The organism is Fusobacterium perfoetens ATCC 29250 (assembly GCF_000622245.1).
GTDB lineage: Bacteria > Fusobacteriota > Fusobacteriia > Fusobacteriales > Fusobacteriaceae > Fusobacterium_B > Fusobacterium_B perfoetens.
In genome coordinates this window covers 207,980-219,839 of sequence record NZ_KK211416.1, presented here as the reverse complement: position 1 = coordinate 219,839, position 11,860 = coordinate 207,980, and the positions used below count along the sequence as shown (strand labels likewise).

Here is an 11,860-nt window from a genome sequence, read left to right as displayed (position 1 = left end):
CTAAAAAATATTATAAATTATTATAAATTTTCTTCTAGTATAGGGTTAAATGTTTTTAAAGCTATACAATCTACAGGTCCAACATCTGTAATTGCATAATCAGGAATTGCTGTAATTGGTAAGAAGAACATATACATTAAAGGTTCTGGTAAATCACATCCTAATTCATTAGCTGCTTTAGATAAAAGTTTTTCAATTCTTGCTATTTCTTCTGGTTCATCATCACTACAAATTCCACCAACAGGTAATGGTAAAAATTCTATAACTTTTCCATCACATACTACAACTTGTCCTCCACCATTTTCAATTAAATGATTTACAGCCACAGCCATGTCCTCTGGATTTGCTCCTAATACAACTATATTATTATCATCTGGAGCTGCTGAAGAAGCCATAGCTCCTTTTTTCAATTTCCATCCAGAACAGAATCCTAAAGATTTATTTCCATTTCTTCCAAATCTCTCTATAACTGATACCATTAAAACATCATTTTCAACATCTGGTTGAACAAAATGATTTTCTACATTAAGAATAGCATCTCTTCTTTTTCTTACAAAAGGTCCAATAACATTCATAGATAAAACTTTAACTTTTCCATCTTTTTGAGCAACTTTAAATTTAAAGTCTTCTCCTGTTACCTTGTCACATTTTAATTTACTTGTTAATACTGAACTTCTTTTTGGTGCTTTTAATTCATATGTAAGTTTTTTATTTTTAGCTACGATTTTTCCATTAGTAATAACTGTATCTACTTTAAAGTTTTCTAAATTATCTACTAATAATATATCAGCAATTTTTCCAGGAGTTACAGACCCTATTAAGTGGTCTATTCTATAAGCTTCAGCACTATTTATAGTAGCCATTTGAATAGCTGTCATAGGGTCGATTCCTTGTTCTATTGTAAGTCTTACAACATTATCTAAATGTCCTTTTTCTAATACATCACTTGCTGTAACGTCATCAGTACAGAAACTTACTCTTCTAGCAAAAGCTGGGTTAACTTCTGTTACAGCTCTCATATTTTCTTTTAAGAAATGAGTAACAGAAGATTCTCTTATAAGCATATGCATTCCATTTCTCATTTTTTCTACTACTTCTTCATGGTCATAACTTTCATGGTCTAAACGAACTCCACCACACAAGTAACCGTTTAATTCTTTTCCTCTAGCCATTGGTGCACAACCAAATACTGGTAAACGATTTTTATTTGCTTCTACAATAGCTCCTAAAGTATTTTCATCTTCCTCTTGAATAAATTCTCTAACTGTTTCCCAAACACCAAAACATTGACTCCATTTTTGAACTTTTTCATGAGTTTCTTTTGTGAAATTACATGCTATTGTTGATTGAGGAATTGTATATGGAGTTTGATGTGGAGCTCCCCAAAATACTTTTAATGGACTTTTTTCAATTTCGTCAAAAATTTCTTTTAATCCTTCTAATCCTGCAACAGAAATATATTCATCTAATCCAGATATCATACTAGTAGTTCCACAAGGTACTACTGCTTTAGCATAACTTGTGATACTTAATTTACTACACTCACTATGGATATGTCCATCAATAAGTCCAGGAGTTATATATTTTCCTGTAGCATCTACTATTTCGGTATCTTTTCCAATATAATCTTCTACATTTCCTATGGCAACTATTGTATCTTTGTAAACAGCCACATCAGCTTTATAAATCTCACTTGACATAACATTTACAAGAGTTCCATTTTTAATTACCATTGTTGCTGGGATTAATCCTCTACCAGCTCTTACTAATTCTTTTAAACTTTCTACTGTTACTTGTTTCATTTTTCCTCCATTTTTATTTAAAAAGTAATATTAAAAATAAAAAAACACCATACGGCATGTGCAAATCAGGTTTCCCGTCCTGCGTCTAGTGTTTCAAATGGAATTTTTATTTAGTTGTTTAAAATTATGTGAGCATTTTATCATATTGTTTTTTATTAGTCAATATGTTTTTTAAATTTTTTTATAAATAAAAAATGAATTTTAAATTAAAAGTTATTATAGACTTTTTAATAAGTTTTATTCTATGTTATTTTTCACCTCTAATATATAAAATTATTAAATAAAAAATTAGGTAGAAAATTTTCTACCTATATTTTCTTATTTTTTAATTATTTAGTTTTCTATATTTTTTAGAGGTGTTTCATTTAATATTTCTACTTTAAATGGTTTATTTTCTAAATCAAAATATATACTAACACTTCTTTTATTATTATCTATAGTATATTCTGTTGAAATTCCAAATTCTGGGTGATTTCTATAATTTGTTGGAATATGTTGCCAACCATCATTTAAAGAATAATCTTTTATTAAAATATCTGGTGTTAAATCTCTTAATTCTCTATTATTCAATTTTATACTATTAATCATTTTATTGTAAAAAACTAAAATAGAATTAACTACCCCTTCTTCAATTTTTTGATATTGCTCATCATTTTCAGAAATATTCTGATTTGTTATAGTTACTTCTAAAAATATTCCATCTTTTTCTAGAAGTCTAATAATTTTTCCTCCTTTAATAATGCTTTTTTTATCTTCTGATAATGACCAATCTTTTCTTACTTCATAATAATCTTCCCCAACTAATGGATTTAAAAAATATGGTGTTTCATCACTTATTTTCCAACCATCTTTAATAAGTTTCTCTAAAGTAATTGGAACAGGAAAATATTTGTTATTAATAGTTAATCCAAAATCAATATCTTTTTCCATTTTATTTTCTACCTCCATATCTTTCCCATATAAATTCAAAGAAATAATTAGTAATAAATAGCCTACAAATATTAATATTTTTTTCATCAATATCCCCTCCAAAATTATTTTAAGAGTAATTTTTTATAGAAATAGTTATATCAAAAAATTTAGCCTCCTTTCCTTCCACTTTATAAAAATCATCTATTATAGGATAAACTAATTCTTCAAGATACTTTCTAATTTCCTTTTCATTATTTTCTCTAAATTTTTTATATTCTTCAAAAAATAATTTATGTTCCCCACTTTTATTTTCTTTTAACTGAACCCACAAATAATTATTATTTTCAATAGGAATATTAACTCCATATACTCCATTTTTATAATTTCTTTTATAAGGAATTTCATCCTTATCATTTATTTTTAATTTTTCTTCAGATATTTCTATTTTTTCAAAACTCATAAGGTCTATATAGACAAGATTAGAAATTATTAAAGTTTCAACCATAGAATTAAAAGCATTTCCTATTGTTTCCCCTAAAAGTTCTATCTCATCATTTCCCTCTTCTAATTTTTCTGTTTCTTTTTTATTATTTTGAGATTCTGATATTATATTTCCCTTATCATCAACTTCCTTTATAGTTATTTCTTCCTCATTCTCTGTGATATTACTTTCCTCAAAAGCACCAACAACAGTTTCACTTACAAATACCTTATCATCATTTTCATCATAAATTGTTCCATCTCTATTAAATCTTTGTTCCTCTATAATTTTCCCTCCTTTTATTTTAGCTTTTAATTGAGGAGTTCCATCTTTATAATAAACTTCATAAATTCCTTCTTGAATATTATTTTTAAATTCACTTCTTGTCCAAACTTTTCCATTATCATAATAATCTTCTTTTAATCCATTCATTTCTCCATCTTTATAATTTACTATTGATTGTAAATTACCTTTTTCCAAATAAAATTTCCACTCTCCATTTTCTAAACTTTTTTTATAATTCCCAACAAGCCTTAAATTTCCATTTTCATAATACTCTTTAATTTCTCCATTCATCTCTCCATTTGTATAAAATACTTCTCCTTGTAAAGCTCCACTAGGATAATAAGCCTTATATTTTCCATCAAGTACTCCATTTTTAAAGTTTGCTGCTATCCTTAATTTTCCTGTAGCACTATAATATTGTTCTGTAAGACCATCTCTTTCTCCATTTTTAAAATTAGCATTATCAACTAAGATTCCATCTTCTGTATACATTTGAAAAAGTCCATTTTGTTTTCCTTCTTTCCAATGACCTATCTCTTTTATTTTATTTTTATAATATATTACATTTAATCCATCCAATTCTCCATCTTTGTAAGAGTAGATATTTAAGTAAGAATCACTTCCATTTTTAATTCTTCCACTAAATGCTTTACCATCTTCATCACACCATTTAAAATTGATACTTTGAAGTTTAGACTCATCTTCAGCAGGTAAATATCTATAAAAAGAATATTTATTTTGATAAATATATGTTCCAACTGCTATTCCTAATATAGTTATCACACTTAAAACTATTTTTACTTTCATTATTTACCTCCATAAAAATCAATATTTATATTATTACTTGCTTTTTCATCAGCTTTAAAAAACTTTTCTTCACTAAAATTAAAAAAGTTAGCTATTATATTTCCTGGAAACATTTTAATATTTTCATTATATTTTGTTACTGTATCATATAAATCCGTCTTTTGTATTTCTATTATTATTCTTAAATTATCTATTGTATATAATTGATATATCTTTATCAAAATATATTAACCTTTTTTCTATCTTTCTAAAATTTTAATTTAATAAGTTTTAAAATAAAAGATGCCATTAAAAACATAATTCCTATCCCTATCCAAATATATTCTCTTCCTTTATTAGTCCCATCTTCTGCTATCCAATATTCTTTAGGGTTATTTTTATTCACTAATAATTTATATTCTTTTCCAATTTCATATTCTATATAATTAACATCTTTTAATTTTTTTATAATTTTTTTAGTTGCTTTTGGCATTTCATCAATATTTATATTTTTTAATTTTTCTATTTTTTCTTCACTTTTGTAAACTCCTCTATATTCTTCCTCATAAATTACTCCATCCACTGTATATCTAAATACAGGAAAATATCTATTTACAGATGGAGAATAACTATAATCAATAAGAGTTCCATTTACATAAAAATTTCTCTCTGTAGCTTTTTTATATTGAAAAAGGTTAAAAGTTCCTACAATTATAAGTATTATTCCGACTATCTTTAACATAAATATCCCTCTCTTTTCTTAAAAATTTTAATAAAAAAAATGCTCATGACAAAATTATCTTTTAATTTCTAAAAAATAATTTCTCATAAGCATCACCTCATTTTTATTAAGTAAGTAATAATAAAAGAAAATAAATATAACATTCTATTAATATTATACCATATTTTTTACTAAATATTATTTTTTGTTTTATTTATAATAATTATATTAAGTTTTTCGATAATAAAATATCTTTTAAATATTTAATTTTATTTAATAATTTTTAATTTTGACTTTTTTATATAGGTATATTATAATATCTATATATGTATATATTTTTATCTATAATTTTATTTTTATGAAAGGTGGTTAAATTGGATAGGGTTATTCTCCACTATGATATGGATTGTTTTTATGCTTCTATAGAAATTAGAGATAATAAAAAATATCGTGGAAAACCTTTAGTTGTTGCTGGGGGAGTAGTTACAACAGCTAGTTATGAAGCTAGAAAATTTGGTATTCATTCAGCAATGAGTTTATTTGAAGCAAAAAAACTTTGTTCTCATCTAATAGTAGTTCCTCCTGATAAAGAAAAATATATAAAAGAATCTGAAAAAATTCATAATTTAGTATTAAAACTCACACATAAAATAGAATTCATAGCTCTTGATGAAGGCTATATAGATGTAACTGAAATTATAGATAAATATACTTCCAAAGAAAAATTTGCAAAATTATTTAGAGAAAGAATTTTTAAACATACAAAACTAACTTGTTCTATTGGAATTGGTTATAATAAACTTTCGGCTAAAACAGCCAGTGATATCAATAAACCAAATGGACAATTTATTTTTAATTCTCAATCAGAATTTATAGAGTATATAAAAGATAAAAAAATTAGGAGATTACAAGGAATAGGAGAAAAATTTGAAAAAATTTTAAACAAAGATGGATATTTTTATGTAAAAGATATTTTTCATCTATCTTTAAAAGAACTAACAACAAAATATGGAAAATCAAGAGGAGAATTATTGTATCTTTCTAGTAGAGGGATAGATTATAGTGAAGTGGAATTTGATAGGCCGACTCATTCTGTTGGAACTGAAAATACCTATTCTTATCCCTTGAATACAGAAGAAGAATTTAATATGAAAATAGATGAAGTATTTGAAATATCTTATGAAAGATTAAAAGAAAAAAATTTTTTGACAAAAACTGTTACTATAAAAGTGAAATATAGTAATATGAGAGTAATTAGCAAATCTAAAACTCTTTCTTTAATAACTAATGATAAAGAGCAATTAAAAATTATTGTTAATGATTTATTCAGTTCTTTAGAAGAAAAAACTGATATAAGGCTTTTGGGAGTTTCTTTTAAAAATCTTATAGAATTTTCTTCAAGACAGCTTTCTTTTAAAATTTAACTTGTAATATAAATTTAAAGTGATAAAATATCTATATAAATATTTATTTATGGAGGAAAATTATGACTTTAGAAGAATTAGAAGAATTTAATGCTAAACCAATTACAGAAGAACAATTAGAAGAACTTAAAAATTGTGATTTAGTTGATAATGTTCAAGATAATGGAAGTGCTCCTATGTATCCTAATCTTAATTGGTTTGTTATAACATTAATAAATGGTAAAGAGGTAAATGTTTTTGTTTAAAATTGAAAAATTCTTTTAAAAATATTTGGAAAGATTGTTGTAAAATTATTAATAAAAAATAATTTATAACAATCTTTTTATATACAAAAAATTATAAATTAATTTTTTATTTTTTTATATCAATCAAAAATTAATATATAGTAATTTTTATCGGACTAATAAAAAGTGTTATTTTATTTTTATTTACAATTAATATTTTGTATGATAAAATAAAAAATATCATTTATTTAAAAGGAGCTGATATAATAATGGCTAAAAATAATTTTTTCCCATTTTTCATTGATTTAACAGGAAAAAATATTTTAGTAATAGGAGCTGGAAAAGTGGCTGCTCGAAAAATCACAACACTTCTTTCTTTAGGAGCTCATATTCTAATCTACACAAAACAAATAAAAGATAAATCTATAACATCTTTTTTATTTGATAAAAAAAATATTCAATTAATTATGAAAGAGATAAAAGAAGAAAATTTTGAAGAGTTTATTACAAAAGATGCTTTTATGGTTATAGCTGCTACTGATGATAAAGAGTTAAATGAACAAATTACAAATTATTGTAAAGATAAAAATATTTTAATAAACAATGTTTCTTCTAGTGATAATATGACTGTGAGATTTTGTAGTGTAATTGAAAATCAAAATTATAAAATTGGAATTTCTGCCAATGGTGACCCTAAAAAATCCTTGCTATTAAAGAATAAAATTGAAAAATTTTTAGAAAATAAAAATTAAATTTATTTAGCTTGACAAAGGAATTAAAGTGCTATATAATTTAGTTAGATATAAAACTAAATTAAAATTGTAAAACTTCAGGGCAGGGTGAAATTCCCGATCGGCGGTAAAGTCCGCGAGTGTTATCACTGACTTGGTGAAATTCCAAGACCGACAGTATAGTCTGGATGGAAGAAGATTACAAAGTACATAATTTATAAATCATTAAATAAATTTTATATTTATTATATTCTTTATTTATTTGTATACTTTGTTATAAATGCCCGAAAGTTGATTTCGGGTTTTTCTTTTTCCCTGTAAGTTTCAAAAAAACAGGAGGAAATAATGAGAGTTTTAGAAGGAAATTTTGATGGAAAAGGATTAAAAATAGGAATAGTTGCTGGAAGATTTAATGAGTTTATCACTTCAAAATTAGTTAGTGGAGCTAATGATGCTTTAAGAAGACATGGAGTTAATGATGATGATATTACTCTTGCTTGGGTTCCAGGAGCTTTTGAAATTCCTGTAGTAGTTCAAAAAATGGCTGAATCAGGAAAATATGATGCTGTCCTTGCTTTAGGAGCTGTAATAAAAGGAGCTACTCCTCATTTTGATTATGTGTGTGCTGAAGTTTCTAAAGGATGTGCTACTATATCTTTAAAAACAAATATCCCTGTTATGTTTGGAATTCTTACTACTAACAGTATTGAAGAAGCTATTGAAAGAGCTGGAACTAAGGCTGGAAATAAAGGATTTGATGTAGCAAATGGTGCTATAGAAATGTGTAACTTATTAAAGGGGATGTAATAATGGATACTAAATATATGGAATTAGCTCTTGAACTTGCTGTAAAAGGAAAAGGTCAAGTTAATCCAAATCCATTAGTAGGAGCAGTAGTTGTAAAAGATGGAGAAATAGTAGGTAAGGGGTATCATAAATATTATGGTGGTCCTCACGCTGAAGTTTATGCCTTAGATGAGGCTGGAGAAAAGGCTAATGGAGCTACTTTATATGTAACTTTAGAGCCTTGTTCTCATCATGGTAAAACTCCACCTTGTGTTGATAAGATAAAAAAAATGAAAATAAAAAGATGTGTAATTGCTGTTCTTGACCCAAACCCTCTAGTAGCAGGTAGAGGAAAAAAAATTCTTGAAGAAGCTGGAATAGAAGTTGTTGTAGGTGTCTTACAAGAAAAAGCATTAGAAATAAATAAAGTTTTTTTCAAATATATTCAAACAGGTAAACCTTATCTTTTCTTAAAATGTGCCATAACTTTAGATGGAAAAATTGCTACATCTTTTGGAGATTCAAAATGGATTACAAATGAAAAGTCAAGAGAAAAAGTACAATATTTAAGAAATGAATATACAGGTATAATGGTTGGAGTTAATACTCTTATAAAAGATAATCCTAGATTAAATTCTAGAATTGAAAATGGAAGAAATCCATATAGAATAGTTATTGACCCACATTTAAGAACACCTTTAGACGATTGTCATTTTATAGAATATGAAGATTCAAAAAGTATAATAGTTACCTCTATTGAAAATACAAAAAGTAATAATAAAAATGTTTTAAGTTATCAAAGACTTTTAGATAGAGGAATAAAATTTATTTTATTAGATGGGTATGATTTTTCTGTAGATGAAGTATTAGATAAACTTGGAGAAATGAAAATAGATTCTGTTTTATTAGAAGGTGGTTCTCATCTAATTTCTAGAGCTTTTAAAGAAGATAGAATAGATGGTGGAGAGATATTTATTGCACCTAAAATTTTAGGTGGTGGACTTTCTTTTATAGATGGATTTAGTTTTAGAGAAATAAAGGATTGTTTTCATTTAGAAAATGTAAAATATAATATTATAGATGATAATGTATCTATTGAATTTCATAAAAATATAAATAATAGCCTTAAGGTAGGTGATTAATATTTTTACTGGATTAATTGAAGAAATGGGACAAGTTTTATCTATAACAAATGGAGATAAATCTGTTCAATTAAAAATTAAATGTAATAAAGTATTAGAAGGAGCAAAATTAGGAGATAGTATTGCTACTAATGGTACTTGTCTTACTGCTATTGAAATAGGAAAAGATTATTTTATAGCTGATTGTATGCACGAAACTATAAAAAGAACTAATCTAAAAAGATTAAAACCAGGAAATATGGTAAATCTTGAAAAATCTATAACTCTTTCTACTCCACTTGGAGGACATTTGGTTACAGGAGATGTAGACTGTGAGGGAAGAATCTCATCTATAGAACAAGATGGTATTGCAAAAATTTATACTTTTGAAATAGAAAATAGATTTATGAAATATGTTGTAGAAAAAGGAAGAGTAAGTATAGATGGTGCTAGTCTTTCTATCGTTGGGCATAAAGATAATACTTTATCAGTTTCTTTAATTCCACATACTCAAGAGATGATTACTTTAGGAAAAAAGAAAGTTGGAGATTATGTAAATATCGAAACTGATTTAATAGGAAAACATATTGAAAGACTTCTAAATTTTAAAGAAGAAAAAGAAGAAAAATCAAAATTAGACTTGAATTTTTTAGCTAAACATGGATTTTTCTAAAATTTTAAGGAGGAACAAATGTTTAATACAATAGAAGAAGCTCTTCAAGATTTAAGAGCAGGAAAATCAATTATTGTTGTTGATGATGAAAATAGAGAAAATGAGGGAGATGTTATTTGTGCTGCTGAGTTCGCTACATTGGAAAATGTAAACTTTATGGCTACTCATGCAAAAGGGCTTATTTGTATGCCTATGTCTGATTATTATGTAAAAAAATTAGATTTACCTCAAATGGTAACTAATAATACTGATAATCACTGTACAGCTTTTACTGTATCTATAGACCATATAGATACTACAACAGGAATTTCTGCTTATGAACGTTCTGTTACAGCTATGAAAGTTGTTGATGAAAATTCAAAACCAAGTGATTTTAGAAGACCTGGACATATGTTTCCATTAAGAGCTCTTCCAAAAGGGGTACTTGAAAGAGATGGACATACAGAAGCTACTGTTGATTTAATGAGACTTGCTGGACTAAAAGAAGTTGGACTTTGTTGTGAAATTATGAAAGAAGATGGAATGATGTCTAGATTAGATGATTTATTAGAATTTGCTAAAGTCCATAATTTAAAAATAATTTCTATCGAAGATTTAATTCATTATAGAAAAGTTCATGATGAATTAGTAAAAGTAGAGTGTTCAGCAAAACTTCCTACTGATTCTGGAACTTTCGAATTAGTTGGATTTGATAATCAACTAGATGGTAAAGAACATATTGCATTAGTTAAAGGTGAGGTTTCTGGAAAAGAAAATGTATTAGTAAGAATCCACTCTGAATGTTTCACAGGAGATATTTTAGGTTCTTATAGATGTGATTGTGGTTCTCAATTAAAAAGAGCTATGAAAGAGATTGATGCTAAAGGTGAAGGAATTATTTTATATCTTAGACAAGAGGGAAGAGGGATTGGGCTTATTAATAAAATAAAAGCTTATAAATTACAAGACAATGGTTATGATACTGTTGAAGCTAACCTTGCTCTTGGATTTGGTGAAGATGAAAGAGATTATGCAGTAGCAGCTCAAATGTTAAAAGCTCTAGGCGTAAAATCTGTAACTCTTATGACAAATAATCCTGCTAAAATTTCTGGACTTGAAAGTTATGGAGTTAAAGTTGAAAAAAGAGCCGAAATAGAGATTGCTCCTAATAATGTTAATGAAAAATACTTAAGAACTAAGTTTGAAAAAATGGGACATAAACTTCATTTTGATTGTTGCAAAGAAAATAAATAAAAACAAATTCTATCTATCCCAAAAAAATCTTTTATGAATATTTTTTCGTAAAAGATTTTTTTATTGATAAATTATGTTAAAAAATAAATTATTAAGATTCTGTAAAAATATTCAATTAAATTTAAAAATCCATATAAAACTTTTTATAAAAATTTATTAACTATTAATAAAAGCTCGAGAAAATTTTCTCGAGCCTTTTTTTAATTTATTTTATCTATATCTTTCATCTCAATTCCCTTATGAAATACTCTCTGGTTAGAGCTTCCACGAAGTTTTAGCCTTAAATCTTTTCTATCAATTTCAAATCTTCCTTCTATAAGATAATCAATGATACTTGGGTCAATCCATTCTTGAATTTCTTCTATAGTATATCCTGTCCATAAATAAATATTTTTACTCGTATTTTTTTTAATGAAATAGATAAGCTCTATGACTTCTTCTCTATTTTTAAAATAAAATGGATCCCCACCTAAAAAAGTTACATTTTTCCAACGAGAATTAAGAATAAGTTCTTTTATGTCTTCTATCTCATATTCTTGACCACTTTCATAATCCCAAGTATTTTGCGAAAAACACCCTTTACAATAATGGTCACACCCTGCAAAATAAAATGTTAAAGTGAAACCTGTCATACTATTTATTGGGTCATTTTCTACTATTGATATTATTTTCATTTTTCCT

General features: G+C 26.0%; 13 protein-coding genes and 1 riboswitch. Of the genes, 7 read left to right on the top strand and 6 right to left on the bottom strand.

Annotated features, from left to right (window positions below):
- Positions 1-20: 20 nt before the first annotated feature.
- From T364_RS0107895 to T364_RS0107875, 5 genes are all read right to left on the bottom strand, one after another.
- Positions 21-1,802 carry an adenine deaminase gene (locus T364_RS0107895; protein ID WP_027129097.1) on the bottom strand — a complete coding sequence of 594 codons (1,782 nt, stop codon included), beginning with the start codon at positions 1,800-1,802 and terminating at the stop codon, positions 21-23.
- 333 nt (positions 1,803-2,135) lie between these two features.
- The gene (locus T364_RS0107890; RefSeq protein WP_035945574.1) at positions 2,136-2,819 is read right to left on the bottom strand and encodes a hypothetical protein; all 684 of its coding nucleotides are present in this window, start codon (positions 2,817-2,819) and stop codon (positions 2,136-2,138) included.
- Between the two features lie 22 nt (positions 2,820-2,841).
- Entirely contained in the window at positions 2,842-4,287 is a 1,446-nt protein-coding gene (locus T364_RS10975; protein ID WP_051532695.1) for a toxin-antitoxin system YwqK family antitoxin, read from the bottom strand.
- Positions 4,287-4,508, bottom strand: a complete 222-nt coding sequence (locus T364_RS0107880; protein WP_027129095.1) for a LemA family protein — start codon at positions 4,506-4,508, stop codon at positions 4,287-4,289. The genes T364_RS10975 and T364_RS0107880 overlap by 1 nt, the downstream gene beginning before the upstream one ends.
- Before the next feature lie 26 nt (positions 4,509-4,534).
- Positions 4,535-5,008 carry a DUF3592 domain-containing protein gene (locus T364_RS0107875; protein WP_027129094.1) on the bottom strand — a complete coding sequence of 158 codons (474 nt, stop codon included), beginning with the start codon at positions 5,006-5,008 and terminating at the stop codon, positions 4,535-4,537.
- Positions 5,009-5,361: 353 nt separating this feature from the next.
- Between T364_RS0107875 and dinB the strand changes: the two genes are divergently transcribed.
- The 7 genes from dinB (at position 5,362) to T364_RS0107840 (ending at position 11,179) form a co-directional block, all read left to right on the top strand.
- Positions 5,362-6,411, top strand: a complete 1,050-nt coding sequence (dinB, locus tag T364_RS0107870; RefSeq protein WP_027129093.1) for a DNA polymerase IV — start codon at positions 5,362-5,364, stop codon at positions 6,409-6,411.
- A 62-nt stretch (positions 6,412-6,473) separates the two neighbouring features.
- Positions 6,474-6,656: a hypothetical protein gene (locus tag T364_RS0107865; RefSeq protein WP_027129092.1), complete on the top strand. Its 183-nt coding sequence runs from the start codon at positions 6,474-6,476 to the stop codon at positions 6,654-6,656.
- A gap of 248 nt (positions 6,657-6,904) precedes the next feature.
- A complete protein-coding gene (locus T364_RS0107860; RefSeq protein WP_027129091.1) occupies positions 6,905-7,387 on the top strand; it encodes a precorrin-2 dehydrogenase/sirohydrochlorin ferrochelatase family protein in 483 nt (160 codons plus the stop codon).
- Positions 7,388-7,456: 69 nt separating this feature from the next.
- A riboswitch (FMN riboswitch) is annotated at positions 7,457-7,570 on the top strand.
- 141 nt (positions 7,571-7,711) lie between these two features.
- Positions 7,712-8,173 (top strand): 6,7-dimethyl-8-ribityllumazine synthase, encoded by a 462-nt coding sequence (ribH, locus tag T364_RS0107855; RefSeq protein ID WP_027129090.1) that lies wholly within the window; start codon positions 7,712-7,714, stop codon positions 8,171-8,173.
- Positions 8,174-8,175: 2 nt separating this feature from the next.
- Complete coding sequence (gene ribD / locus T364_RS0107850) at positions 8,176-9,294, top strand: bifunctional diaminohydroxyphosphoribosylaminopyrimidine deaminase/5-amino-6-(5-phosphoribosylamino)uracil reductase RibD (RefSeq protein ID WP_245596693.1); 1,119 nt, start codon at positions 8,176-8,178, stop codon at positions 9,292-9,294.
- Position 9,295: 1 nt separating this feature from the next.
- Positions 9,296-9,946 (top strand): riboflavin synthase, encoded by a 651-nt coding sequence (ribE, locus tag T364_RS0107845; protein WP_027129088.1) that lies wholly within the window; start codon positions 9,296-9,298, stop codon positions 9,944-9,946.
- A gap of 18 nt (positions 9,947-9,964) precedes the next feature.
- Entirely contained in the window at positions 9,965-11,179 is a 1,215-nt protein-coding gene (locus T364_RS0107840; protein WP_027129087.1) for a bifunctional 3,4-dihydroxy-2-butanone-4-phosphate synthase/GTP cyclohydrolase II, read from the top strand.
- A gap of 200 nt (positions 11,180-11,379) precedes the next feature.
- Here the strand turns inward: T364_RS0107840 and nrdG are convergent, their stop codons facing one another.
- On the bottom strand, positions 11,380-11,853 hold the full coding sequence (gene nrdG, locus T364_RS0107835) for an anaerobic ribonucleoside-triphosphate reductase activating protein (protein ID WP_027129086.1): 474 nt from the start codon (positions 11,851-11,853) through the stop codon (positions 11,380-11,382).
- Positions 11,854-11,860 lie beyond the last annotated feature (7 nt).

Coding starts and splice junctions, on each gene's coding strand:
- T364_RS0107860 (WP_027129091.1), top strand. CDS start 6,905: ATGGCTAAAAATAATTTTTTCCCATTTTTCATTGATTTAACAGGAAAA.
- T364_RS0107895 (WP_027129097.1), bottom strand. CDS start 1,802: ATGAAACAAGTAACAGTAGAAAGTTTAAAAGAATTAGTAAGAGCTGGT.
- T364_RS0107875 (WP_027129094.1), bottom strand. CDS start 5,008: ATGTTAAAGATAGTCGGAATAATACTTATAATTGTAGGAACTTTTAAC.
- T364_RS0107865 (WP_027129092.1), top strand. CDS start 6,474: ATGACTTTAGAAGAATTAGAAGAATTTAATGCTAAACCAATTACAGAA.
- T364_RS10975 (WP_051532695.1), bottom strand. CDS start 4,287: ATGAAAGTAAAAATAGTTTTAAGTGTGATAACTATATTAGGAATAGCA.
- T364_RS0107890 (WP_035945574.1), bottom strand. CDS start 2,819: ATGAAAAAAATATTAATATTTGTAGGCTATTTATTACTAATTATTTCT.
- ribD (WP_245596693.1), top strand. CDS start 8,176: ATGGATACTAAATATATGGAATTAGCTCTTGAACTTGCTGTAAAAGGA.
- T364_RS0107840 (WP_027129087.1), top strand. CDS start 9,965: ATGTTTAATACAATAGAAGAAGCTCTTCAAGATTTAAGAGCAGGAAAA.
- nrdG (WP_027129086.1), bottom strand. CDS start 11,853: ATGAAAATAATATCAATAGTAGAAAATGACCCAATAAATAGTATGACA.
- ribH (WP_027129090.1), top strand. CDS start 7,712: ATGAGAGTTTTAGAAGGAAATTTTGATGGAAAAGGATTAAAAATAGGA.